Source organism: Streptomyces sp. CA-249302, assembly GCF_050936785.1.
Lineage (GTDB): Bacteria > Actinomycetota > Actinomycetes > Streptomycetales > Streptomycetaceae > Streptomyces.
The window spans coordinates 227,984-252,826 of record NZ_JBNJMG010000001.1 but is presented as its reverse complement, the minus strand read 5'-3'; the positions used below and the strand labels follow the sequence as shown (position 1 = coordinate 252,826).

Below are 24,843 nucleotides of genomic sequence, written 5' to 3'. Positions count from 1 at the left end.
ATAGGGTGAGACTTGATCAAACGCACTGGTGGGGGATGAGGACAGCGGACGGCATGAGCGGCACCGAGGAGAAGCGGCCGGCGGGATCCGGGCGTCCCACGTCACGGGACGTCGCCCGGCTTGCCGGGGTGTCGCACACCGCGGTCTCCTTCGTGTTCAACGGACGCGCCGAGGGCAACCTCTCGCCCGCCACCCAGGAACGCATCCGGCAGGCCGCCGCCCAGCTCGGCTACCGCCCCGACCCCGTCGCCCGCGGCCTGCGCAGCCGTCGTACGGCGGTGATCGGCCTGGTCACCGACGAGATAGCGTCCTCGCCCTTCGCCGGCCGGCTGCTGCGCGGCGCCATGGAGACCGCCTGGGCCAGCGAGCACCTCGTCCTGACCGTCGACTCCGGCGGCGACCCGGCCAAGGAGGACGCGGCCGTCGCCGAGCTCCTCGACCGGCGCGTGGACGGCATCATCTACGCCGCCATGTCGCTACGACGGGTCCGGGTGCCCGAGGGCCTGCACCGCACCCACTCCGTCCTCGCCAACTGTCTGCCCGAGGACGACTCCCTGCCCGCCGTCGTCCCCGCCGAACGCGCCGGCGGCCGTACGGCGGCCCGGCTGCTCCTGGAGGAGGGGCACCGCCGGGTCGCCATGATCGGCGGCCAGGACGACATCGCCTCGGCCGAGCGGCTGCGCGGCTTCCGGGACGCCCTGCGCGCCGAGGGCATAACCGTCGCCAAGGACTGGGCCCTGCGCACCGGCGGCGAGATCTCCAGCGGCTACGAGGGCGCGATCCGGCTCCTCGACGGCGTTCCCCCGGACCGGCGCCCGACCGGCGTCTTCTGCTACAACGACCGGGTCGCGGCGGGCGTCCTGCACGCCGCGACCCGGCTCGGCATCGCCGTCCCCGGCGACCTCTCGGTGGTCGGTTACGACGATCAGGAGCACATGGCCGCGTACCTCACCCCGCCCCTCACCACGGTCGCCCTCCCGCACCGCGCGATGGGCGAGGCGGCGGCCCGTCTGCTCCTCGACTCCATAGACACCGGCCGCACGCCTGCCGCGACCACGCGGCGCATCGCCTGTCCCGTGATCAGCCGGGCGTCCGTGGGGCCGGCTCCCACCTGGTGATCACTCGGCCGTCCGGGTGATCAGCTCCCACCCGGTGACCCCGGCCGCGAGCCCGGTCACCGCCAGCTCCGGCACGTCGTCCGGCCGCCGGTAGACCCGCTCGGTGACCGTGGCTTGGTCATCGACGAACAGTTCCAGCAGCGAACCGTCGACCAGCACCCGTACCTCCGCGGCGGGGGCCCGCACGACGATCGGCGCCGACCCGTCGATCCTCGAACGCGGCCAGTCACCGCGATCCAGCGTCACGGTGCCTTCGTCCGGGTCCAGCACGACCGTCAGCTCAGCCCCGAAGGCGGACCGCAGCAGACTCACGGTGGTGCGGCCGCGCGCGGTCACCACCAGGTCGTACGACCCCGGGAGCGCCACCTGGCCGCCGGGTGCCGTGACGAACGGCTCGGGCGCGCGCAGGAGTTCGAGCTCGGGGGCCGGTACGACACGCGGGGTGCCGTCGGGACGCGTGTCCACGACCCTCGGCGCGGTGAGGACTCCGGCCCAGCCGGCCCGGTCCACTTCGCTCTGCTCCCGCGCCTCCCAGGACCAGCCCCACATCAGGGTCCGGTCCGGCTCCTGGAGCACGGCGGGGGCGTAGAAGTCCCGCCCGTGGTCGAGCAGGCCGCCCGTCCGCGTCTCGAACCGCAACCCGCCCTCGGCGGAAGGTTCCAGACGACCCGTCAAATAGCCGGTGCGGCAGGGGTGTCCGTCCCACAGCGACAGCACGAGCACCCACTCGCCGCCGGACGTCCGGTACATCTGCGGGCACTCCCAGCCGACCGCCTTGTCGCCGAACACGTCCGCGGCGACAGGGTCGTTGCCGTCGAGGAGCACCCCGGCGAACCGCCAGTCGGTCAGCACCTCGCAGTCGTACAGCAGGACCGACGCGGTCCCGTCCGCATGTCCGCCACCGACGAGTGCCCAGCGCCGCCCGCCGCTTCGGAACACGAACGGGTCGCGGAACATCACCACGTCCAGGTCGGCCGGCGGACCGGTCACCACCGGCGCGGGCAGCGGCTTCCAGTCGGTGAGCGTCTCGTCGTCCGGGACCACCGCGCGGGCCAGGCAGATCGTGCCCAGACCGGTGTGGTGGCGGTCGATGCCGGTGTACACGGCCGTCGGCACACCGTCGTCGTCGACCACACAGCCCGACCAGCAGCCGCCCTCGTCGGGGCCGCCGGGCGTCGGGGTGAGCGCGACCGGATGGTGCTCCCAGTGCGCGAGGTCCGGGCTGGAGACATGGCCCCAGTGGACGTTCGCGTGCACCGGCGCGTCAGGGTTGTGCTGGTAGAAGAGGTGGTAGCGGTCCCGCCAACGGAACGGCCCGTTCGGGTCGTTGATCCAGTTGGCGGGCGGACGGACCCTGAAGCGCGGCGCGTTGGGGTCGTGGCTCAACGGTTGACTCCTGCGGAGGTGATGCCCTCGCGCAGAGGGCGCTGGCCGACGACGAACACGGCGACGGCGGGGAGCATGGACAGGACGACACCGGCCAGGACCACCGAGATGGAGCCGGTGCCCAGGTTGCCCTGGAGCGAGACCAGGCCCAGCGGCAGTGTGTAGTTCTGGCCGGAGGTCTCGAGGATCAGCGGCCGGAAGAACTCGTTCCAGTGGTAGTTGAAGGCCAGTACGCCGACGATCGCGAGGCCCGGCGCGGCCAGCGGCGCGTACACCGACCGGAAGATCCGCCAGGGCCCGGCGCCGTCCAGCATGGCCGCCTCGCCGAGGTCCTTCGGCATGCCCAGGAAGTACTGGCGCATCAGGAAGGTGCCGAACGCGGTCGGGAAGGCCGGGATGATCAGACCGAGCAGGGTGTCGGTCAGCCCCATCGACTTCAGCACCAGGAACACCGGCACGATGGTGACCTGCAACGGCACCATCATCGTCGCCAGCACCAGCCCGAACAGGGGCTTCTTGAAACGGAATTCGAGGCGCGCGAAGGCGTAGCCGGCCAGGCCCGCCGTGATCATCTGCCCGACCGCGATCAACGCCGTCACCAGCGTCGAGTTGAGGGCGAGCAGCCACACGTCGAGCTGGTCGAAGACCCCGCGGTACGCCTCGGCCGTGGGATGCGTCGGGATGATGTGCGGGGGCAGGTCGAAGGACTGGGCCGGGGTGCGCAGCGAGGTGGAGACGGTCCAGATGACCGGGCCGAGGGTCAGCAGCGCGCACACGGCCAGCGCGGCGATGCGTGCCCACGGCCCGAGCGAGTACCGGGCACGGCTCAGGGACAGACTTGCTTGGCTCAAGGGACTCACCCGGCTCACTGGTAGTGGACGAAACGCCGGCTGAGCCGGAACTGGAGGGCGGTGACCGCCATGATCAGCACGAAGAGCAGCACGCCCACCGCGGAGGCCTCGCCGAAGCGCAGCTGCTCGAACGCCGTCTCGTAGATGACCATCACGACGGTGCGGGTGGAGTCTCCGGGCCCGCCGTTGGTGAGGACGTACGGCTGCTCGAAGACCTGGAGCGCGTTGATCACCCCGACCACGGTCGCCACCAGCAGGGTCGGAGACAGCAGCGGCAGCGTGATGTGCAGGTGCTTGCGCAGCCCGGTCGCGCCGTCCAGCGAGGCGGCCTCGTGGACCTCCTTGGGGATGTTGTTCAGACCGCCGATGAACAGCAGGAACGAGAAGCCGAACTGCTGCCACACGTACACGATGATCACGGTCGCGAGCGCCGCGTGCTCCGAGGTCAGCCACGGCACCGGCGCGATCCCGACCAGCCCGATCAGCCAGTTGACGACTCCGAAGTCCTGGTTGAACAGGTACTTCATCACCACGGAGATCGACGCGGCGGACAGCACCAGCGGGAAGAAGAACGCCGAGCGGAACACCGACCGCAGCCAGATCGGCATCCGCCCGTTCAGGGTCAGCGCCAGCGACAGGGCGATCAGCAGCTGCGCCGCGACCGCGAAGACCATGAAGACGAGCGTGTTCAGGAAGGACACCCGCACGGTCGAATCCGTGAAGACCTCACGGTAGTTGGCCATCCCGGCGAAGCTCGGCGAGTCGATCACGTTCCAGTGGAAGAGACTCAGCACGACCGAGCCGACGATCGGCACGACCGTGAAGACGACGATGCCGACGACCGTGGGCGCCAGGAACAGCGCGGCCAGCAACCGGGTGCCGCGAGTGCGCGGGGGCGAGGGCGGCGACGCGTCGACGGCGGGGGTGGCGGCCCGGGGCCGTACGGACGGAACCTGGGTGTTCGTCATACGTCACGCTCCATGGCCTTCTCCAGATCGCCCTGCATCCGGCGCAGCGCGGGACGCACCGAGCGCGGGGAGGCCAGGGCGGTGCCGGTGTACTTGAGCAGCACCTCGGTCACCTCGGCGACCTGCGGCGGGGCGGGGATCGGTCCCGTGTCGGGGAACTTGTCGAGGGTGTCGTAGAAGACCTGCCAGTGCTGCGGGCCGGACTCCTCGTACCGCCCGGCGGTCAGCATCGAGCGGCGCGCCGGGGTGGTCTGGTTGGTGTCGAAGAGGCGCATCAGGGTGTCCCGTCGGGCGGCGTACTTGATGAACTCCCAGGCCTCGTCCTGCTTCTTGGAGGTGCGCAGCAGCGCGTAGCCGGCCGCGCCGAACTGGTGGCGCTGGGTGCGCCAGCGCGGGAAGTACTGCACGTCGTAGGCGTCGGCCTTCATCCCGGCGAGGTGCAGACCGCCCGCCCAGAAACCGCCCGCCGGCGTGACGCCGACGCGGCCGGTGGAGAACACGCCGACGAGGTTCTGGCCGTTGCCGCCCTCGGGGCGGGTGCACAGGTTCTCCTGGATGAGGGAGGCGAGATAGTCGTACGCCTCCTCGACGCGGTCGTCCGTGGCCTGCGGAGTGGTCCAGCGGAAGCCGCCGCCGCGGCCCTCACGGTCGGCGGCCGGATAGAAGGAGTCCCACAGCCAGGCGCCGCCCGGCGCCTTGGACTCGGTGAGCAGGTTGGTGCCGTTGGCGAAGAGCCAGGGGACCACGCCGCCCCACAGGCGGTTGGTCCAGAAGTACGGCGTGAACTGGGCGCCGCTCGACTTCTTCATGTCCCGCAGGAGTGCGGTGAAGTCGTCGCGGGTCCAGTCGGGGGCGGGGAAGTCCGCGCCCGCCCGCTTCAGCACCTGCCGGTTCAGGTACATGTCGGCCGCGTTGAACTCGACCGGCAGCTGGTAGAGCCGCCCCTCGTACATCATCGACTCGACCAGCGACGGGTGGACGTCGGCGAAGTACTCCTTGAGCTCGGCCGCGTCCCGCTTCACGTAGTGGTCGAGCGGCACGCCGAGGCTCTTGGCGAACAACTGCACGCCCTCGGTGGCGACGTAGACCAGGTCGGGCGCGGTGCCCGCGGCGATCTGGGTGAGGATCTTCGCGAAGAAGTCCGACCAGTCGACGGCCTGCACCGCGTTGATCCGGAGCTTGATGTCCGGATGCACTTTCCTGAAGCCCTCAGTGAGCGTGCGGATGGCCTCCGGCCCGTAGGCGGGGCCGAGGGTGGCGACGGTGAGGGAACCGTCGTCGCGGCCGGGGATGTCGGCCCCGGTGAGCCGGTCCCAGCTCGCGGCGGTGCCGGCCAGGGCGGCGGCCCCCGCCCCGTAGGCGCCGTACCGCAAGAGCATGCGGCGAGAGAGGTGCGAGTCGGTCATCCAACATGCCTAACTCGTGTTAGATCAGGGTTGATGCCCCAGATGATGGGAAGCCCGCCGTGGTGCTGTCAAGGGTCGTGCACCCCTTGACCTTTAACGAGTTAGGTCGCACAGTCCTGCATCACATGAGCCGCCGTTCTCAGCTCGACGACGAGAGGAACGAAGAGTGATGCGTGGGATGTCCAGGAGAGCCCTGCTGGCCGGCACGGGCGCCGGCACGGCCGCCGCACTGCTGCCCGCGGCGCCGGCCGCCGCCAAACCCAAGGCGGTGAAGGCGGGTTGCGCCAGCTACCGGGCCGGCTACCACTTCACGGTCCCGGACGCCTGGAAGAACGACCCGCAGCGGCCGGTCTGGATCGACGGCGAGTACCACTACTACTACCTCTACAACGCCGACTACCTCAGCGGCGTCGTCGGCACCGCCTGGCGCCTGGCCACCAGCACCGACCTGGTCTCCTTCACCGACGGCGGAGTCGCGGTGCCGAAGGACACCACGTCCAACGGGGACGTCTGGTCCGGCTCAGCGGTGGTCGACACGGGCAACACCGCCGGGTTCGGGGCGGGCGCGGTGGTCGTTGTGGTGACCATGTCGCCGGGCGGCGGCACCGACCACCAGGAGCAGTTCCTGTACTACTCCACGGACGGCGGTGGCACCTTCACCAACTACGGCACCGACCCCGTCCTGCCGAACCCGGGCGTGGCCGACTTCCGCGACCCCAAGGTGATCCGCGACGAGGACCGGAACCAGTGGGTGATGGCGCTCGCGGAGAACAACAAGATCGGCTTCTACCGATCGACGAACCTCAAGTCCTGGACCTACACCGGCGGTTTCATCAAGGACGGCATCGGCGTCCTGGAGTGCCCCGACCTGTTCCGCCTCACCGCCGACGACGGCACCGCCAAGTGGGTGCTGGGCGCCAGCGCGAACGGCCTCTCGTCCGGACAGCCCAACACGTACGCTTACTGGACCGGCACCTTCGACGGCAGCGGCTTCACCGCCGACTCCACCGACCCCCAATGGCTCGACCACGGCTGGGACTGGTACGGGGCCGTCACCTTCGAGAAGCGGAACGCGAGCGGGGTCCTCGACACGACGGCCCGGTACGCCCTCGGCTGGCTGAACAACTGGGCCTACCCGAACACCACGCCCACCATCGACTGCGACGGCTTCGACGGCACCGACTCGATCGTCCGCGAGGTCGGCCTGAAGCGCGCCTCCTCCGGCGCCTACTACCTCGCCTCGCAGCCGATCGCAGCCCTCGACTCGTACGTCTCCCGGACCGTGAACCTCGGCGACCTGACCGTCGACGGCACCCGCGTCCTGGACTACACCGGCATCTCCTACGAGGTGACCACCGAGATCACCTGGGACCAACTCACCGGCGCCGGACTGCAGTTGCGCCGCTCACCCGACGCCGGCCGGCACATCGACGCCGGCATCTACGGCGACTACGCCTTCCTCAACCGCCGCAGCACCGTCAACCCCGACACCAGCGGCGACCGCCAGGAGAGCCACAGCCCGTTCGACCGGTCCGCGGGCACGGTGAAGCTGCGCGTCCTCGTCGACCGCACCTCCGTCGAGATGTTCGTCGACGACGGCCGGTACGTGCACTCCTCGGAGGCGTTCCCGTACCTGATCGACACCGGGCTGGCCCTGTTCACGATCGAGGGCTCGGCGGTGTTCCGGAACACGGTGATACGGGAGTTCACGGTTTGACTTGCTCCTCGGGCTGAAAGCCGAGGATTCTGGCCTTCTCTTCCGTTGCTGTGCCGCTATGCGGCACGGGGTTTGGGAGGGAATCCTCGGCTTCCTGTTTCTTCACGCTGTGCCGGGACGAGTCCTGGTCTTACCGGCGCTCCGCAGGCCGTGACCGCCAGTCCGGCGGCCTTCTTGATGTTGATCGCGGCGTTGGTGTCGCGGTCGTGAGTGGTGCCGCAGGTGGTGCAGGTCCATTCCCGTACCTGGAGGGGTTTGGGTCCGTCGCGGTGGCCGCAAGTGGAGCACACCTGGCTGGTGGGCTCGAACCGGTCGATCTTGACGAAGGTGCGGCCGTACCGCTGCGCCTTGTAGGCGAGCATGTCCACGAAGGTGGACCAGCCCGCGTCGTGGACGCTCTTGGCCAGCCGGGTGCGCGCGAGTCCCTTGATCGCCAGGTCTTCCACGCCGATCGCTTGGTTCTCGCGGATCAGCTTCGTGGAGAGCTGGTGGAGGAACTCGCGGCGCGCATCGGCGACCTGCGCGTGCGCGCGGGCGACCGTCAGGCGGGCCCTCTCGCGGTTCTTGGATCCCCTTTGCTTGCGGGACAAGTCCCGCTGAGCCTTCTTCAGCTTCTTCTCGGCGCGGCGCAGGAACCGCGGGGAGTCGATCTTCGTGCCGTCGGAGAGGACCGCGAAGTGGATCAGTCCCAGGTCGATGCCGATGCTCGTCTCGGCATCGGGCATGCGCTCGAGGTCGGCGGCCGGGTCGGTGTCGATGACGAAGGACGCGAAGTACCGTCCGCCCGCATCCTTGATCACGGTGACGGAGGACGGCGTGGCGGGCAGAGGGCGGGACCATTTCATCTTCACCGCGCCGATCTTGGGCAGGTTCAGCCGCCCGGTGTGATCGAGGCTCCAGCGGGCGTTGGCCGTGAAGCGGATCGACTGGCGGGCGTCCTTGCGAGACTTGAAGCGCGGCGCACCCACCTTCGGGCCCTGGCGTGCGCCCTTGAGGGAGGCGAAGAAGTTCTTGTAGGCGGATTCGGCATCCCGCAGAGCCTGCTGGAGCACGACGGCGGAGACCTCGCCCAGCCAGGACCGTTCCGCGGTCTGCTTGGCCTGGGAGATCAGGCGTGCGGATAACTCGCCGATCTTAGGGAACGGCTCTCCCGCCGCTCGGGCGTCCTCGCGGGCGAGCACGGCGTCGTTGAACACGACGCGGGCGCACCCGAATGCCCGGGCCAACGCGGCGGCTTGACCATGATTCGGGTACAACCTGAAGCTGTACCGAAGCTGCATGACGGCCACGATACTTACTTGGGTATGGCCGAGATGCAGAAGAGTAGGAACTGGTCGGCACTGCACTTTCGTGATGCAAATCCACTTGGTGCTCTGACCAAGTTCCCGCACAACGTGTTTTCTGGTACTCATCTGACGCGCATGGAGGAGATCATGCGGTCGGTGTGCGGAGATTTCGAGTGCGAACTGGTGGAGTTCAACGGGGAGCGCAACCACGTCCACATCCTGGTCAACTTCCCGCCGAAGGTTGCCGTGACCAAGCTGGTCAACTCCCTCAAGGGCGTCTCCTCCCGCCGTCTGCGCCAGGAGTTCCCCCAACAGAACCGGCCTGTGTGAGGACCACCCCCGCTCCGCGCGGACCGGGCTGTCACGGCACTCCGCGCCGTGGGTGATGACGACGCGATGCCCGGCTCTGCTGGACGGGTATCCGCGACGCTCCGCCTCGCTACGACAAGATTCGCTTCACCACCGGCCTGAAGGCCGATGCACTGCAAATGAATCCCGGTAGGGCCCCACGCCGTAAAAGGGTTTGAGGCCTTGGGAGTCGAGGGCACACACTCGACTCGTCTCGTCGGACCGAGGGGAAGGGATTCGATGCCGACGAACGAGGCCCTCATCGACGCGCTGGGCAGCGAGCCACGCCGCCCGGACGCCTTCCGAGATCTGATGCGACGCGGCCCGTCGGCCGTGCCGGACATCCGCCGCGGGCTCGGGCATCCGCTGCCGAGGGTGCGGGAGGAGTGCTGCCGACTGCTGGACCAACTCCTCGTCCCCGAGGCGGTGGACGACCTGATCGCCATGGTCGACGACCCCGACGCCCGGGTGCGGGTGGCCGCGCTGCACGCCCTGTCCTGCGACCGCTGCAAGCCGGACGCGGACGCCTGCCGTCCCGACCGTGCCCTGATCGAGCCGCGCGCGATCCGGATCCTGCACGACGACCCGGACCCGCAGGTCAGGACCCGGGCGGTCGAACTCGTCGCCCTCTGGGTGCACACCGACCCGCAGGCTCTCGCCGCCCTGCTGCGCGCCCGCGACGAGGACCCCTCACCGGTGGTGCGCAAGAAGGCGGGCTGGTACACACCGGGCGGTCCCATCCATCGCCGCACCGCACCGAAGCCTGTACGTGCGTCCCGGGCTTGAGAGTTACGAGGCCCTGTCGCCACGGCGTGCGAAGACTGACACGATCTTCGTGAGACCGGAGTGGACGACTGATGGAGGGCGGCGCGCATGTCGACGGACCGGGGCACGGCGGCGGGGTCCGCCGAGAGCGAGCAGGCGGTAGGGATCGAGGTGCGGCCGGTCGCCGGGCACATCGGGGCCGAGATCGCAGGTGTCGACCTGGCCGGCGGCCTCGATGACGCCGTGGTCGCCGCGATCCGGGCGGCGGTGCTGCGATGGAAGGTGGTGTTCTTCCGCGGGCAACGGCTGGATCACGCCGGGCACGTGGCGTTCGCGCGTCGCTTTGGCCGGCCGGTCGTCCTGGGTAAGCGGGGGAGCGCCTCGCCGCCCGACTTCCCCGAGGTGGAGACGACCGCCGACCGGCTGGAGCTGGGCGGGAAGTTCGGCATGGAGCACGACGAGTGGCTACGGCGCCGACGGCACACCCTGCTGCGAGGCTGGCACTGCGACCATGGCGCCCGCGTCGACCCGCCCGCCGCGACGATCCTGCGCGCCGACACCGTGCCGCCGTACGGGGGCGACACGACCTGGTCGAACCTCGCGGCCGCGTACGCCGGACTGTCCGCCCCGGTACGGGAGTTCGTCGACGGGCTGCGGGCCGAACACCGGCTCGGCGTCGGCTACCAGCCACGGCCCGGCGACGACTCCTACCTGCGCCACCTGCTGGACCACCAGGTCGCCTCCGAGCATCCGCTGGTGCGGGTGCACCCGGAGACGGGGGAGCGGGTGCTGTTCGTCAACGGCTATTACGTCGAGCAGATCACCGGACTCTCCCGGCCCGAGAGCAGCGCCGTCCTCGACATGCTCCTGGAGCAGGCGATCCGCCCCGAGTACACGGTCCGCTTCCGCTGGGAGCCCGGCAGCGTGGCCTTCTGGGACAACCGCGCCACCATCCACCTCGCACCCAGCGACAACGCCCACCTCGACTTCCCCCGGATCATGCACCGGGTGATGCTGACCGGTGATGTGCCGGTCGGGGTGGACGGGAGGGGGTCGGAGGCGATTGCGGGGACTGAGGCGGGGCGTTGGTAGTACGCCGACATCGGCACGGGCCGGGGTGACGGAGGGAGCTTGGGCGCCGCTCGGAATGTCACGTCGATGCAGGTAGAGGGCCACAGAACCGCACGCTCGTGGAGCTGGTTTCGATTCCTCGGATGAGGGCGCGGGCCGAACCACCGTTTGGTCGCTGGCTGCGCTGTGGCCGGTTCGCCGGCGAAGTGGCGGGCGGCCCGCTGACCGGCCGGTGTGCGGGAGAGCTGCGGGTGGGTTTCCACGCAGTTCGTGCGCTCCGGGTGCGTCAGCGGGCCGATCGGGCAGCGGGTGCGGAACCGGCAGCCGAGGGGCGGATCAGTTCTTGCCGAGAAGCTTGTTCATCTCGGTGATCTCGGCGGTCTGCGCGGTGACGATGTCGGCGGCCATGGAGGTGGCGGGGCCGTACTCGCCCTTGTTCTTCTCCGTGGTGGCCATTGCGACGGCGCCCTTGTGGTGGTCGACCATCATGGTCAGGAACATGGTGTCGAAGCCCGTTCCGGACATCTTCTCAAGATGGCTCATGTCCTTGCTGTCCATCATTCCGGCCATACCGGAGTCCGCAGACTGACCCATGCCTGGCATCGAGGACGACATGTCCTGGCCCCACGACTTCAGCCAGCCGTTCATGGTCTGGATCTCCGGGTCCTGTGCCTTCTCGATGCGTGCGGCGAGGTCCTTGACCTTGGCGGAAGAGGCCCGGTCGGCGGCCAGCTTCGCCATCTCCAGGGCCTGCTGGTGGTGCGGGATCATGCCCTGGGCGAAGGCCATGTCCTGCTCGTTGTGGGCGGCGGCGCTCGACGCGGCCGAGGACGACGAGGAGGCGGAGTCACCGTCGTTGCCGCAGGCGGCCAGGACGAGAGCGGCGGTGACAGCGGTGGCCGTGAGGCCGGCGCGGCGGGCGAGGGTACGGGTCTTGCGCATGCTGGAACTCCTGCTGTGGGAAGGGGATCTGGGCGTGCCGAGAGAACACCGCGCCGGTGAGTGACGGGCGCGGCGGTGAACGGCTTCTAGATCCGCAGGAGTTGGAGTTCCGCCAGGGACGGTGGGGCGCGGGCGCCGTCCGGAGCCGTGAGCGCGTAGGAGCACGCGATGTCAGCCCGTACGGGGACGGCCATCGGGTCGGGAGCGAGGGCGGGCAACGTCGGCCCGCCGGTCACCGCGCCCGACACGCAGTTCGAGTCGGCGTGCTGGACGTGGCCCCCGCCGCAGTCACCGTCTCCGGAGCAGTCATGGGGGACGCTGACCACTGCTGTCGCGTGCTGCGGCTCGACGTGTGCGGCCTCGTGTCGGTCTAGGTCGCAGGGTACGAGGGCGTGCATGGCCAGCAGCCCCGCCATCACCCCGAGCACGAGCAGCGCCCGCCATCGCGCGACCGGCGGTCGCGGAGGGTGCTGCTGCGGGCTCGTCATCGTTCTCATCCTGGGTCGGCGTGCGGGGTGGTTCAGTCGTGGTGTCCGTTGTGCATACGGGTGTCGGCGTGTTCGTGTTCAGAGTGTTCGGGTGAGCCGCCCATCATCCGCAGCATCGCCGGACCGCCGGCGAGCCAGAACGCCGAGGGCGAACTCGACCACGTAACCGGCGAAGGCCATCGCCGCGAAGAAGGTGACCAGGAGGAAGGCCGCCATGCGGGCGCCGTAGTACTGCCGGTGGATGTTGAGGATCGGCAGGATCAGCAGGTCCGCGAAGATGAAGGCGATCACGCCGCCGAAGCTGATGCCACCCTGTCGGTTTGGCGGCGAGCGGGTGGTCCGTCAGGAAGAGGGCGTTCCAGAAGCCGTCCGGCACCCACGCGGCGATCGCGTCCGCGATCAGTAGCCCGGCCACCAGGTCGCGCGGGATCGCGGCCACTCCACGACGAAGATGTGCGACACGGACGTGTAGCCGTCCCGCGAGAACAGCCGACGGGCGAAGCCGCCGTCGCCGCCCACCGACACGTCCGTCACGGCGTGGCCCTCCATGGAGCCGGCGATCCCGCGCGCGGCCTGCTCGCGGACCTCGTGCAGCACTCGCCCGCGCAGGAATAGCCGGAACAGCACGGCGAGTACGACGATCATGAGCGGTCCGCCGACGAACTCGACGGCGGTGAACTGCCGGCCCATCAACAGGGCCATGATGATGCCGAGTTCGATGACCAGTTTGGTGGAGGCGATCTCGAAGGCCATGGCCGCGGTGAAGTCGGCGCCCTTGCGGAAGAGCGAGCGGGCGAACGAACGGCGCACCGTCGCCCGCACGACGGCGGACAGCGTGAAGCCGAGGATCAGCGCCCAGGTGACCTCCCAGGTCATCGAACCGGCATTGGCCAGCGGGGGGTCTGTCATGTGCGGGGCTCCGGTTCCTGCCGGGTGCGACGGCGACCTCGACGCACGGCAAGACCGCCGACGATCCCGATCTTCACCACGACGGCTGACACCAGCAGCCCGACGGCCAGACCGGTCCACCGCGTGTCCGCCAGAACCGCCCCGCCCAGTCCCATGTGCACCGCCGCGACGGCGACCAATGCGGCTGTGGCGGCCACTCCGGTCCAGCCGTGTCGCCGGCGCCGCCCCGCGCCCGGTGACGGAGCCGGCGTATCGGTCCCGGCGTTCCCGGCGTTCGCCTCGGACCGCCGCCAGTCCACCTTCAGCGGATCGCGCCTGCTGAACCTGGTGATGTGCGAGGTGACGAGGTCCTGCACTCGCCGCAGACCCTCCTCGTCGGGCGACTGGGCACGCAGCACCAGTTCGCCGGGCGCCGTGCGCAGGGTGCAAGTGCCCCATGGGAGGCGGACCGTGCCCTGGCTGTCGGTCCATTCGACGTGGATCTGGTCGGGGCGGACCTCCGTGGACGGCTGAGGGTCTCCTGTGCCGTGGTTGCGCGGCCGGTGGCCGCCCAGGTGACGGCCTTTGTTGTCGAAGTGTTTGCAGAGTTGTACGAGGTAGCGGCTGGGGCGCTCGGTCTCGACATGGGCTTCGGCGGTGAACATGGGCTTCCTCCGCTCGGTCGCAGATGGATCGGGCTGGACGGTGCCAGCTTTATCGAGACATTGTGTCGCTGTCAATCCACTCTGTATCCACCTCGGCAGGCCGTATCCTGGTGAGGTGCCGAAGCTGTGGAACGAGACCATCGAGGAGCACCGGCGTGCGGTCCGTGACGCGGTCCTGGAGACCACGGCGGCGCTGGTGACCGAACACGGGCTGCGTGCCGTGACGATGTCGAAGATCGCCGAGGAGAGCGGCATCGGCCGGGCCACGCTGTACAAGTACTTCCCGGACGTCGAATCGATCATGGCGGCCTGGCACGAGGGCCAGATCGCCGGGCACCTCCACGAACTCGCCGAACTCGGGCACGGCCCCGGCAGCCCCGGCGAGCGGCTGGAGCTGGTGCTGGAGGCATACGCGTTCATCCAGAGGCGTCGCCACGGCCACGGGCCCGAACTCGGGGCAATGTTGCACCGGGGCGAGCATGTCCGGGGGGCGGAGCGGCATCTCCATCTCTTCCTGCGGGAGTTGCTCGCCGAGGGCGCGCGGACCGGCGACGTACGGAACGACGTCTCGCCGGACGAACTCGCGAGCTACTGCCTGCATGCCCTCGCCGCCGCCGGCCCGCTGGCCTCCAAGGCGGCGGTCGGACGCCTCGTCGCGGTGGTTCGGAGCGGCCTGCGTCCGCCGGGCTGACGCGCCGGTCCCGGGCCCGTTTCGCGTGCTCGGGCGGGTGACCGGAGACGGCGGAGATGCGGTGGGCGGTCTCCGGCGGGATGGTGGAGACGGAGGACGTCCGCAAGCCGGTCCCGCAGGAATCGCCGCTGCCAGGAGGTCCGCAATGGATCCAGTCATCGACCCGTCCGAACTCGCCGCCGCCGCGGAGCCGCACGGACTCGGAACGTATCTCTCCGGACTGCCCATGCCTCCCATGCATCATGGGCACGGCCCGGCGAAGAGCGTCCGCACGACGGAGTACGAGGGGCATCGGATCGTTGTCACCACCTCGTACGAGGTCACGGTGGACGGGGAGCCGGTGAAGGCCGACTTCCAGGTGGACGACGACGGCACGCTGTACTGCCACGGCCTGCCCAACTACCAGTTCGCCTCCGCGCTGGACACCGTCCGGGCGCTGGTCGCCAACTACCCCGACCGCTTCCGGGGAGGTGCCTGAGATGGCCGTGGTCCGCAAGAACTTCGTGACCGACCAGACCTCACGGGACGACTACGTCCGTGGCGTCGGCCTCCTGAAGCGGGAGGAAAGCCAGTTCAGCACCGCCGACTTCAACATCCCGGGCCCGACCGTACCCGTGCACACGTACGACCTGTTCGTCATCTGGCACGGCCTGACGATGATGACCCCCGTCCCACCGGGCGGGAACCCGCTCGTGCGGAACGCGGCACACCGCGGGCCGGTCTTCCTGCCCTGGCACCGGGTGATGCTCGCCGTCCTGGAAGCGAACCTTCAACGGGTGCTCGGCAAGGCCGGCTTCGCGCTGCCCTACTGGGACTGGGCGGCCGACGGAGACCTCGGCTCGCCGGCCGGCGCCACGATCTGGACGCCCGGGTACATGGGCGGCCAGGGAACCCCCGTCGCCGACGGTCCGTTCGCATTCGACCCGGCCGATCCGGACAGCTTCAGGGTCCGCTTCGAAAGCGACCTCAACGGGATGCTCGTACAGACCGAGCGGGGGCTGAACCGGGACTTCGGACGGGCCTTCCCCGCGGGCTGGCCGACCCTGCCGACCAGCGCGGAGGTGAAGAACGCGCTCGCCTTCACACCGGTCGGCGGCAGCCCGGCGGACCGGTACGACACCCTCCCCTTCAACGCCTCCTCGGAGGGCTTCCGCAACCGGGTCGAGGGCTTCGTGCCCCGCACGCCGACCCAGCCGGTCCACCTGCACAACCAGGTCCACCTCTGGGTCGGCGGCGACATGACGCCCGCCACCTCCCCCAACGACCCGGTGTTCTTCCTGAACCACTGCAACGAGGACCGGATCTGGGAGGGCTGGATGAACCGCTACGGCCGTCTCTACGCCCCCGACATGACAGCCCCGGCGGCCACCTTCAAGGGCGAGCGAATCGACGACCCGATCGTCTCCCCGCTCGGCCCGACCGGCACGCCCAGGAGTGTTCTGGACATCTCAGCGATCTACACGTACGACGTGCTGCCCTGAGGATCCGTGTTTCAAGGCGACCCCAACTCCCTTGCGTACGGCGCGACGACGATCCCGTCGATCATGGTGCATATAGCCGATGGTTATGCTGCATGAGGAGGATCTCTGCCGTATGTGCAGGGAAACCTCCGATGCGGGCGGCGTGAGCGAGTGGAGTGATAAGACATGGCTATGGTCGATCGCCTGAATCTCGAAGGGCTCCGGTATGCGCAGGCGGTCGCCGAGACCAAGTCGTTCAGCGCCGCCGCACGCGCCTACGGCGTGACGCAGCCCGCCCTGTCGAACGGCATCGCCAAGCTGGAGGAACGTCTCGGGGGCAAGCTGTTCGACCGGTCGCCGCGCGGTGTGACCCAGACGGCGTTCGGCGCCCGGATCCTGCCGTTGATCGAACATGCCCTCGGCGCACTCGACGCCGTCGCGGCGGAGGCCAGGCGGCTGAACGACCCCGGTGAGCAGAAGATCCGGATGGGCGTCTCGCCCCTGATCGCCGCACAGCTGGTCGCCCGGGCGTTCAGCATGGTCCGCGACCTTCCCGTACCCCGCGACCTGGTGCTGCGCGAGGCGAACATGCAGGACCTGCGGGAATCGCTGCTGGCCGGGCGGCTCGACATCATTCTGATCCCGGCCGTCGCGGCGATGCCGCGCTTCGAGCACCGGGTCGTCGACGTCGAGCCCATCGTCGTCGTCAGCCCCGAGCGCGAGCCAGTGGCGGACGTTGATGCAGACGTAGAGGTAGACGTTCCGGTCGAACTCGAAGAGGCCGGAAAGGAGCAGTTCATCCTTGTCCCGGACGCCTGCGGCCTGACCACCTTCACCAACCAGCTCTTCCAGGCCCGCGAGATGCCCCTGCACACCTATCCGGGGGAGGCCGCCAGCTACCAGGTGTTGGCGGACTGGGCGAGGCTGGGCCTGGGTTCGGCGATGGTCCCCCGCTCCAAGCTCGCCTCGCCCGACGCTCCGCACCGGCCGCTGATGGACCAGGGCCGCGAGGTCCAGATCTCCTTCGAGGCGGTCTGGAGCGCCGACTCCCCGCTGGGCGCGGACCTCCTCCACCTGGCCGACAGCCTCGCGGCCGCCCGCCGTTAGCCGTTGCTGTGCCAGCCCAGCGCCGGCCCGAGCTTCGTCGCCATGTCCGTCAGGATCTGCACATAGTCCTCGTGCCCGAAGGTGAACGGCAACGCGAAGGCCACCTCGTCCACCTCGCGGAACGCGGCGTGCGCGTGCAGCCGTTCGGCGATCTCGTCCGAGGTGCCCACCAGGTCCGGGGCGAAGAGGAGCCGGGCGGGACCCTGCGGTGATGTCGTACGCGGGGTGCGCTTTGCCGCGTACTCCTCGTACCTGGCCCGCTGGTCGGGCGAGGCGGAGTCCGTCGGGATGACGACCAGGCCCTGCGAGACGCGGGCGTTCTCGCCGTCGGGGTGGGCGGCACGGAAGGCGCGGATGTGGGACAGCTGGATCTCCGCGAAGTCGAACTCCGGCCCGTCCGTAGCCTCCGCCTTGACCACGCTGCTGGTCAGGAAGTTCATGCCGTGCTCACCGGCCCAGCGCGCCGAACTCAGACTGCCGCCGCCGTACCAGAGCCGCTGCCCGAGCCCGGGCGAGTGCGGCTGCACCTTGTCCGAGAACACCTCGAAGCCCTCGACACCGCTGAAGTCGGTCGCGCTCTTGCCCCGCACGAAGTCCAGCAGCCGCCGCACCCGCCCGTAGGAGAAGTCCTCGGCCTCGGCGGTGTCCGGGTAGAGCGCCTCCTTGACCTGCTCGAAGTGCATCGGCGGCCCCACGCTCACGCCCGGGTTGATCCGGCCCCCGGAAAGGATGTCGACCGTCGCCAGGTCCTCGGCCAGCCGCAGCGGGTTCTCCCAGCCCAGCGGGATGACCGCGGTGCCGAGTTCGATGCGGCTGGTGCGCTGCGAGGCCGCCGCCATCACGGCGACGGGGGAGGAGATGCCGTACTGGAGATGCCGATGGCGCAGCCACGCGCTGTCGAAACCGAGACGCTCGCCCAGCTCGATGATCTCCAGCGTGGACTCGTGGCCCCGCCGCGGATCCGCCTCGTCGAACAGGCCGATGGTCAGGAAGCCCAGCTTGCGCAGGGGACGAGAGGTCGGCGGCACGGGTTCCTCCGTGGTTGCTTGATGAATCAAGTATTACGGCAGTGCCAACCCGCCGGTCCCGCGAACTGTTCCCTTCACCACGGTCGAGATCAGGTCAGGTCAGCGGGATGGTGACCTCGTCCTCCACCGGCGGATCGATCTCCTGCGCGCGGTTGCCGGTGGCCGCGTAACAGCGCAGTCGGACCGCCTCCGGCGTGACGTCCAGCCGCAGGAAGCACTTGAAGAAGGGCGGGCTGTAAGTCGCCGAACCCGGCGAGAACAGCTGCGTGTAGATCTTGCGCACCGGGAGGCGGAAGCGCGAGGTGCGGTCGGGGCGGCCACCGGCGCCGAGGAGACCGGCCACCAGTCGGGTACGGCGGGTCACGCGCGCCGGGGCGCCCGGGGCGCGGGTCGGGGCGATGCCCAGGCGCTCGGCGATCACCGCCATCGCCTCGGCCTCGGTGAGGGTGAAGAAGCGACGCAGGCGCAGCCGGTGGCCGTAGAGCCGGCTGTAGAAGGCGAGGGAGTCGCCGCGCAGCGGATAGCAGCGGAACTGTTCCTCGGTGACGTTCGCGATGTCGACGCGCGGGATGGTGTGCGTGGCGTGCATGAACGCCCCGCCGCCGCCCGAGACCACGTACTGGATGGTGCGGCCGTCCACCTGGACCGGATAGCGCTGGTAGTTGTGGATGTCCCCGCCGATCGCCGCCACGTAGTGGTGCTCGGGGGCGCGGACGATGTCGTCGACCGTGCCGCCGCCTCCCTCGATCGTGCAGGGGTGGTGCTCGCCGTCCACGTACAGCGGCGAGCCGGTGATCAGGATCTTCGGACGCGGGCCCTTCGACACCTCGCGCAGCCAGGCGCCCTGTTCGGCGTCGATGGTGCCGAGCAGGCCCGTGTCTATGCCTATGAGACGTATGGGTCCGGTGTCGATGGCCCAGTACGGGCCCGGCTGGACGGCCTGCTGCGTCGGCGTGGACCGCAACTCCCGTGCCTTGTCGAGGTGTTGACCGTCCGCCTTGCGTGGGCGGTGCCACAGGAGCGAGCGCAGCCACGCCCGGCTGAGGGGGCGGGACGCGGGCTCGGGAGCGAGCGGCGGGGCGTCCGCGCAGAACACCCGCATGAACGCGCCGAGATCCTCGTACCAGTCGTGGTTCCCCGGGATCGCGTAGATCGGCGCCGGATAGTCCTGGTACGGCCGGAAGAACTTGGTGCCGTAGTCGTCGGCGCTGCCCACCGGGTAGATGACATCGCTGGCGATCACGGAGAAGTGCGTGCCCTGACTGACCTTCAGAAAGCCCGGCACGACGGCGTATTGGGAATCGTCGCCCTCGCCGGTGTCGCCGATGACCATGAACGAGAAACGGTCCGGGTCCGCGCGCCGGATCACCTTGTCGGCGGGTGCGCCGGCGGCCTCGCGCTGCGCCACCCACCGGCTCCGGGTACGGCCGGTCGGGTCCCCGAACCAGGAGGCAAGCACACCGTTGCGGGCGGCCCACAGCGTCCTGGGATCGAGCCAGGAGAGCTTCTCGACCTTGGGCGGCATCAGCCGCTTGTACTCGCCGCGCTCGGCGGCGCCCCAGCCGGCGCCTTCGGCGGTATCGCGTGAAGAGTCAGACACCGGGGCACCGTAGCAACGATCAAGTGACGGACGGACAGGGGGTGGTACGCCCGGCTCGGCGGCCGGTGCCCCGGGCCTGAGAGGATCACCGGCGAGCACTGCCCCTCCGAAAGGCCACGTATGCCCGCCGACTTCATCGACCTCGTGCCCGACCCGGAGCAGGACCGGTTGCTGCTGGGCATCCGCCACTTCGACGAGCCCTTCCTGCTCACCGTTTCGCTCTCCCAGGGTCTGGGATCGAGCGAGCTGTGGCTGGACCGGGGGCGTGCGGGCAAGGCGCGGCTCGCGGAGTTCCGTCGGGTCGGCGACCGGGTGCTGTTCGTCGTACGGAACAAGCACTTCCTGACGTCCGGCGACGCGGCGGCCGTACGCGCCGGGCAGGAGTCCTTCGCGCTGTCCGTCGTGTGGAGCGGGCCGGTGCTGCGCGAGGAGGGCGGCGCGGTGGTCGTGGACGCCGGCGGGCTCGTGGCGGCCGACCACGACCGCGTCGCCGACCACCTGTTCGAAAAGGATCAGGGGGAGTACGCCGTCGACGGGGCGTGCAGCCTGCCGCTCGTCGCCGACAGCCGTACCGGGCCCGCCGCCACCCGACTGCCCGCGCTGCTCACCTTCCGTGGACCGGGGCGCGGCTCGGCGGTCCGCGCGGTCGCCGCGGACCCGCGCGCCCTGACCCTGGTCCAGCAGCTCAACCTGGTCCGACTGCCCGCCGACCCGATGCCCGCCCGCCGCTTCCACCCCAACTCCGGTGGCTACGGCGTCGGTTACGCCGACCACGGCAACGTCGGCCTGCGCGACACCCAGGTCAAGGTCCAGCCCCGCTTCCGAGTCGGCGCGGACCGCGCCCCGATCGTGTTCCAGGTCGACCCGGCGATCCCGGAGCCCTTCCGCTCGGCGGTGATCGAGGGCGGCAACTGGTGGCAGGAGGCCTTCGCCGGCATCGGACTGCCGGGCGCCTACCGGGTGGAGGCGGGGAAAGTCGACTTCGACCCGTACGAACCGGGCGTCAACGGTGTCGTGTGGGTGCACCGGGCGGGCCGTGGCTGGTCCCTCGGGCAGGGGCTGACCGACCCGCGCACCGGCGAGATCCTGCACGCTCGGGTCCGCCTCGGCTCCCAGCGCGTCGAGCAGGTACGCGCCCTCGGCGAGGCCCTGCTCGCCCCCTACGGCCACCCGGACGAGGCCGAACGGCTCGTCGCCGTCGAGGAGTTGGTCCTCGCCCGGCTGCGTCACCTCGCCGCGCACGAGATCGGCCACGCGCTCGGTTTCATGCACAACTTCGCCAGTACGACCCACCCGAAGCCGTCCGTGATGGACTACCCGCACGCTCGTGTCCAGGTCACCGAGGACGGCCGTATCGACCTCTCGGCCGCCTACACCACCGGCCTCGGCCCCTGGGACCACTTCCTCGTCGACCACACCTACGGCGACCACGAGGATGCGGCGCTGGCGGAGTTGCGCGCGGCTGCGGCTCGCGCGGGCCTGCACTTCATCGCCGACGAGGACGCCCAGGGCCCGGAGGCCGCCCATGCCGAGGCCGTGCCCTGGGTGGCGGGACGGGACCCGCTGGAGGGGCTCTCGACGATGACACGGGCGCGGCGCATCGCGCTGGAGGGCTTCGGTCGCGGGGTGCTCCCGCCCGACCGCCAGACCGGTGAACTCGAGGAACGCGCCGTCCTGTTGCACCTCCTGCACCGCCACGAGGTGACCGCGGTGGCCCGCCTGATCGGGGGAGTGCACTACGGCTACGGCCTCGCCGGTGACGCCGGGCAGGGCCCCCGGCCCGTCGACGCGACCACCCAGCGCAGAGCGCTGACCGAGCTCGCGCACCTCCTGCGCGCTGAGCAACTCGCCCTGCCGGAGGCCGTGTTGAGTGCCCTCACCCCGCCCGCCATCCGCTACGGGCGCACCGACCAGTACCTCGACAGCGACGCCGGTCGTGTCTTCGACCCCTTCGCCGCGGTCCGTGTCGCCGTCACCCTGGTCGTCGAGGCCCTGCTGGAACCGGCCCGCCTCAACCGCCTTGCCTGGCAGCACGCGGCCGATGCCGCGGTGCCGGGCGTCACGGAGCTCGTCGAGGCGCTGCTGGACGCGACTTGGCGCCGCGCCGACCCGATCCCGGCCGAGGTTCCGGGCGGTACGGCGGTGCAGCTCACGGCCGACTGGACACTCGTGAACCATCTGCTGACCGTCCTGAAGGACGGCACCCTGCACGCCCCGGTCCGCGCCGAACTGCGTGGCACCCTGCGCCGGTTCGCCACGGAACTGCGAGAAGGAGTGGGGGACGGCCGGCGTGAGGCGGCCGACCTGATCGACGGCTTCCTCGCCGACGCCGACTCGGTACGCCTCGATCCGCTGCCGCGGGTGCCGCCGGGGGCGCCGAACTGAGAGGGCGCGGCCACCCTTGAGTCACTCGGCAGTGCGTTCGCCGAGCTGCTCGATCGCGGTGGCGTTGCCCCGCTCGGTGAGACGTCGGAGTTCGCCCGTGTTCTCCCGTGAGGCCATGAGTCGGAAGCGATCGTCGCGCCGGCCGAGTTCCTCGCCGAGCGCCTGCCCGCGCTACGGCCGTACGAGGAGCTGATCGGCCGAGCGCTGGAGAACGACTGATGCCGCCTTCGACGCCGAGTACACCTCGGCGCGCTCCACGCTCTCCGCGCAGCTCGCGGCCGTACTGGCTCTCGGCGTGCTGTTGCCGGCCGTGCTCGGCGTTCTGCAGTGGTACCTGGCGTGCAGTTTCCGGCGAGTCCTCAACCCCGGGGCGGTGGCCGCCACCGGTCCCAGCAGCTGTACGGCCTGAAGGGCGCGACCCTGTCGACGTACGACTCGGAACTGGCCACCAGCTGGCAGGCGTACGAGAGCGACCACCAGGACCTGCGGTTCAGCGGCGACTTCCGGCGCGAGCTGGACAACATCACCTTCCCCCGGCGAGCGGGCCGCGGCGGAGAAGACGGTCGAGACGTACGCCGTCTACCAGCGCGACGACCGGAGGATCCGCGCGCTAATGGCGGTCGGCAAGGAGCGGGAAGCAGTCGAGTTCTGCATGGACTGGGAGCCGGGCATCAACCGCGCCCACTTCACGTCCTCGGTCGTCGCGGGACGTCGACCGTCGGGAGTCTGCTCATGTGGGGGAGCGGTGCTCTGTTCGCCGCAGCCGTCCTCACGGCCCTCGGCCTGCGCCCGGGACTGGCGGAGTTCCGCTGACATACAGCGTGGCACGGCAACCCGGCCCCCCCCCCACACACACCCGCACTCGAAGAACCGGCCCCTGTCGTGGAGCGCTACGCGTCCGACAGTCGCGCTTCCTCCAGGTCGAGCGACCGCTGAAGCCTGCGGCGGGTGGTGTCGCTGATGGTGTGGGTGTCGTAGAGGCGCTGGAGTTCGCTCGTCTCGACGGCGATCAGGTCGCGGCGGAGCTGGCGGTAGACCCGGTCGGCGGATTCGGTGGCGGCGCGGTGGGTGCCGTTGTTCTCGGCCAGGCGGTCGCGGGCGTCGTCGAGGCGGGCGGTGAGGCCGCGGCGGAGCCGGTCGAGGACGACATCCGGTACGACCTCCAGCTCCGCGAGCTCCTCGATGCGGGCGAGGCCGGCGTGGGCCAGGCGCGAGCGGGCCTCGGCCTCCTCACGCGCGGTGTGGGCGGGCTCCAGGGCGATGCCCGAGGCGCGGACGACCGGGGCCAGGGTGAAGCCCTGCACGACGAGCGTGACGACCACGACCGAGGTGGTCAGGACCAGGACCAGCGGCCGGTCGGCGAGCGGGGTGCCGTCCTTCATGACCTCCGGGATGGACAGGGCGGCGGCCAGCGGCATCACCCCACGGGTGCCCGCCCAGGTCAGCACCATCGGCACCCGCCAGTTGAGACGGCCGATCCCGCCCTTGCGCTGCACGACCGCCGACAGCGGCGCCAGCCACAGCAGCCGTACGGCGACGAGCGTGGCGGCGACCGCGAGGGCGTACAGGGGCCACGCACGGTCGCCGTCGGCCAGCGCTCGCACCTGCGCGGGCAGGGCCAGACCGATCAGCGAGAACACCACGCTCTCCAGGAGGAACACCACCGTGCCGTAGACGGCGTGCAGTTGGAGTCGGATGCGGGCGTTGGTGAGCCGGTCGCCCCGTCCGCCGAGGACCACCCCGGCCACCACGCAGGACGTCACTCCGGAGGTGTGCGCGGCCTCCGCCAGCAGATAGGCGGTGTACGGGGTGACCAGGGCGATCACCGTCTCCAGGACCGGGTCCTCGGTGCGGCGCCGGATCAGCGTGACCACTCCGGCCACCCCGGCGCCGATCACCGTGCCACCGCCCGCGAGCACCAGGAACTCTCCTCCGGCCGCTCCCCAGTTCGCGGCGGCGGAGGCCACGGCGATGCCCGCGGCCACCCGGACCAGCACCAGTGAGGTCGCGTCGTTGAACAGGCTCTCCGCCTGGACGAGGACCTGCACCCGCGGGGGCAGCGCGAGCCGTCGCCCCAGCGCGGTGACCGCCACCGGGTCGGTGCTGGCCAGCACGGCGCCCAGCACGAACGCCATCTGCCAGGACAGGGGAGTGGCGAGTGCGGCCACCGCTCCCACGGCCGCCGCGGAGGCGAGCACCAGCCCTATCGCGAGCACCCCGACCGGCTTCCACACCGCCCGCAGCTCCCGCCACGGCATCTCCTCGGCGCTGGCGTACAGCAGCGGCGGCAGCACGACCAGGCCGATGACCTGCGGGCTGATCTCGATCTGCGGGGTGCCCGGCAGCAGCGCCACCGAGAGACCGGCGACCACGAGCAGGGAGGGCGCGGGAATGCGCCACCGGCGCGCGAACGTGGCGACCACCGTGGCGAGGACCACGAGGGCGAGAACCGTACCGACGCTGCGCATGCCGTCCCCCTGGGGCTTACGGAGAACCACTGTGGTCCCCGGCCGACCAGACTTCCCGGCACACCTGGCGTCATCCTATCGGGCGCAGGTTACGTCAAGACGGTGTCAAGGTCCGCGGGACCGGCGCCAAGAAGCCGCTAACAACCCCGCCGATCGCCGTGCGGACCGGCTTCCTTGGGGGAGGAGGCCCTCTGCGCAAGGGAGT

22 protein-coding genes and 1 pseudogene are annotated in these 24,843 nt (G+C 70.3%); 10 read left to right on the top strand and 13 right to left on the bottom strand.

The features are described 5' to 3' along the window. Nucleotides 1-53 precede the first annotated feature (53 nt). Nucleotides 54-1,118, top strand: a complete 1,065-nt coding sequence (locus tag ACQEWB_RS01115; protein ID WP_432826012.1) for a LacI family DNA-binding transcriptional regulator — start codon at nt 54-56, stop codon at nt 1,116-1,118. Here ACQEWB_RS01115 and ACQEWB_RS01110 read toward each other — a convergent pair whose 3' ends face one another. From ACQEWB_RS01110 to ACQEWB_RS01095, 4 genes are read right to left on the bottom strand one after another with little or no spacing between them, the layout of a single operon-like run. After that, nucleotides 1,119-2,504, bottom strand: coding sequence for a GH32 C-terminal domain-containing protein (locus tag ACQEWB_RS01110; RefSeq protein ID WP_432826010.1), 1,386 nt, complete (start codon nt 2,502-2,504; stop codon nt 1,119-1,121). It abuts the gene before it with no gap. Continuing rightward, nucleotides 2,501-3,355, bottom strand: coding sequence for a carbohydrate ABC transporter permease (locus ACQEWB_RS01105; protein ID WP_432826008.1), 855 nt, complete (start codon nt 3,353-3,355; stop codon nt 2,501-2,503). The genes ACQEWB_RS01110 and ACQEWB_RS01105 overlap by 4 nt, the downstream gene beginning before the upstream one ends. 14 nt (nt 3,356-3,369) lie before the next feature. Beyond that, complete coding sequence (locus ACQEWB_RS01100) at nt 3,370-4,323, bottom strand: carbohydrate ABC transporter permease (protein WP_432826006.1); 954 nt, start codon at nt 4,321-4,323, stop codon at nt 3,370-3,372. Then, complete coding sequence (locus ACQEWB_RS01095) at nt 4,320-5,729, bottom strand: extracellular solute-binding protein (RefSeq protein ID WP_432826004.1); 1,410 nt, start codon at nt 5,727-5,729, stop codon at nt 4,320-4,322. The genes ACQEWB_RS01100 and ACQEWB_RS01095 overlap by 4 nt, the downstream gene beginning before the upstream one ends. 169 nt (nt 5,730-5,898) lie before the next feature. On the opposite strand from ACQEWB_RS01095, the gene ACQEWB_RS01090 reads away from it, so the two are divergent. Beyond that, nucleotides 5,899-7,446, top strand: a complete 1,548-nt coding sequence (locus ACQEWB_RS01090) for a glycoside hydrolase family 32 protein (protein WP_432826002.1) — start codon at nt 5,899-5,901, stop codon at nt 7,444-7,446. Nucleotides 7,447-7,502: 56 nt separating this feature from the next. Here the strand turns inward: ACQEWB_RS01090 and ACQEWB_RS01085 are convergent, their stop codons facing one another. After that, a complete protein-coding gene (locus ACQEWB_RS01085; protein ID WP_432826000.1) occupies nt 7,503-8,726 on the bottom strand; it encodes an RNA-guided endonuclease InsQ/TnpB family protein in 1,224 nt (407 codons plus the stop codon). A gap of 24 nt (nt 8,727-8,750) precedes the next feature. Here ACQEWB_RS01085 and tnpA point away from each other — a divergent pair. The 3 genes and pseudogenes from tnpA to ACQEWB_RS01070 form a co-directional block, all read left to right on the top strand. After that, nucleotides 8,751-9,041, top strand: a pseudogene (tnpA, locus tag ACQEWB_RS01080) (IS200/IS605 family transposase); the annotation flags it as partial. Nucleotides 9,042-9,320: 279 nt separating this feature from the next. Then, the gene (locus ACQEWB_RS01075; RefSeq protein WP_432825998.1) at nt 9,321-9,866 is read left to right on the top strand and encodes a HEAT repeat domain-containing protein; all 546 of its coding nucleotides are present in this window, start codon (nt 9,321-9,323) and stop codon (nt 9,864-9,866) included. 87 nt (nt 9,867-9,953) lie between these two features. Next, nucleotides 9,954-10,937 carry a TauD/TfdA dioxygenase family protein gene (locus ACQEWB_RS01070; protein WP_432825996.1) on the top strand — a complete coding sequence of 328 codons (984 nt, stop codon included), beginning with the start codon at nt 9,954-9,956 and terminating at the stop codon, nt 10,935-10,937. 315 nt (nt 10,938-11,252) lie between these two features. Here ACQEWB_RS01070 and ACQEWB_RS01065 read toward each other — a convergent pair whose 3' ends face one another. The 5 genes from ACQEWB_RS01065 to ACQEWB_RS01045 all read right to left on the bottom strand — a co-directional run bounded on the left by ACQEWB_RS01065 (nt 11,253) and on the right by ACQEWB_RS01045 (nt 13,899). Then, on the bottom strand, nt 11,253-11,858 hold the full coding sequence (locus ACQEWB_RS01065; RefSeq protein WP_432825994.1) for a DUF305 domain-containing protein: 606 nt from the start codon (nt 11,856-11,858) through the stop codon (nt 11,253-11,255). A gap of 86 nt (nt 11,859-11,944) precedes the next feature. Beyond that, nucleotides 11,945-12,346 (bottom strand): DUF6153 family protein, encoded by a 402-nt coding sequence (locus ACQEWB_RS01060; protein ID WP_432825992.1) that lies wholly within the window; start codon nt 12,344-12,346, stop codon nt 11,945-11,947. A 78-nt stretch (nt 12,347-12,424) separates the two neighbouring features. Further along, on the bottom strand, nt 12,425-12,637 hold the full coding sequence (locus tag ACQEWB_RS01055) for a hypothetical protein (RefSeq protein WP_432825990.1): 213 nt from the start codon (nt 12,635-12,637) through the stop codon (nt 12,425-12,427). A gap of 108 nt (nt 12,638-12,745) precedes the next feature. Next, nucleotides 12,746-13,255, bottom strand: a complete 510-nt coding sequence (locus ACQEWB_RS01050) for a permease (protein WP_432825988.1) — start codon at nt 13,253-13,255, stop codon at nt 12,746-12,748. Further along, nucleotides 13,252-13,899: a DUF2218 domain-containing protein gene (locus ACQEWB_RS01045; RefSeq protein ID WP_432825986.1), complete on the bottom strand. Its 648-nt coding sequence runs from the start codon at nt 13,897-13,899 to the stop codon at nt 13,252-13,254. The genes ACQEWB_RS01050 and ACQEWB_RS01045 overlap by 4 nt, the downstream gene beginning before the upstream one ends. 115 nt (nt 13,900-14,014) lie before the next feature. On the opposite strand from ACQEWB_RS01045, the gene ACQEWB_RS01040 reads away from it, so the two are divergent. From ACQEWB_RS01040 to ACQEWB_RS01025, 4 genes are all read left to right on the top strand, one after another. After that, nucleotides 14,015-14,590 carry a TetR/AcrR family transcriptional regulator gene (locus ACQEWB_RS01040; RefSeq protein ID WP_432825984.1) on the top strand — a complete coding sequence of 192 codons (576 nt, stop codon included), beginning with the start codon at nt 14,015-14,017 and terminating at the stop codon, nt 14,588-14,590. A gap of 145 nt (nt 14,591-14,735) precedes the next feature. Further along, nucleotides 14,736-15,068: a hypothetical protein gene (locus tag ACQEWB_RS01035; RefSeq protein WP_432825982.1), complete on the top strand. Its 333-nt coding sequence runs from the start codon at nt 14,736-14,738 to the stop codon at nt 15,066-15,068. A gap of 1 nt (nt 15,069) precedes the next feature. After that, complete coding sequence (locus ACQEWB_RS01030) at nt 15,070-16,071, top strand: tyrosinase family protein (protein ID WP_432825980.1); 1,002 nt, start codon at nt 15,070-15,072, stop codon at nt 16,069-16,071. A 165-nt stretch (nt 16,072-16,236) separates the two neighbouring features. After that, nucleotides 16,237-17,157 (top strand): LysR family transcriptional regulator, encoded by a 921-nt coding sequence (locus tag ACQEWB_RS01025; RefSeq protein ID WP_432825978.1) that lies wholly within the window; start codon nt 16,237-16,239, stop codon nt 17,155-17,157. Here ACQEWB_RS01025 and ACQEWB_RS01020 read toward each other — a convergent pair. Further along, nucleotides 17,154-18,185 (bottom strand): LLM class flavin-dependent oxidoreductase, encoded by a 1,032-nt coding sequence (locus ACQEWB_RS01020; protein ID WP_432825976.1) that lies wholly within the window; start codon nt 18,183-18,185, stop codon nt 17,154-17,156. The two genes, ACQEWB_RS01025 and ACQEWB_RS01020, sit on opposite strands and share 4 nt — an antisense overlap. Nucleotides 18,186-18,279: 94 nt before the next feature. Then, nucleotides 18,280-19,785, bottom strand: a complete 1,506-nt coding sequence (locus ACQEWB_RS01015; RefSeq protein ID WP_432825974.1) for a metallophosphoesterase family protein — start codon at nt 19,783-19,785, stop codon at nt 18,280-18,282. A 120-nt stretch (nt 19,786-19,905) separates the two neighbouring features. Here ACQEWB_RS01015 and ACQEWB_RS01010 point away from each other — a divergent pair, with 120 nt between their 5' ends. Continuing rightward, nucleotides 19,906-22,170 carry a zinc-dependent metalloprotease gene (locus ACQEWB_RS01010; RefSeq protein ID WP_432825972.1) on the top strand — a complete coding sequence of 755 codons (2,265 nt, stop codon included), beginning with the start codon at nt 19,906-19,908 and terminating at the stop codon, nt 22,168-22,170. A gap of 890 nt (nt 22,171-23,060) precedes the next feature. On the opposite strand, the gene ACQEWB_RS01005 is transcribed toward ACQEWB_RS01010, so the two are convergent. Next, a complete protein-coding gene (locus ACQEWB_RS01005) occupies nt 23,061-24,638 on the bottom strand; it encodes a Na+/H+ antiporter (RefSeq protein WP_432825970.1) in 1,578 nt (525 codons plus the stop codon). Nucleotides 24,639-24,843 lie beyond the last annotated feature (205 nt).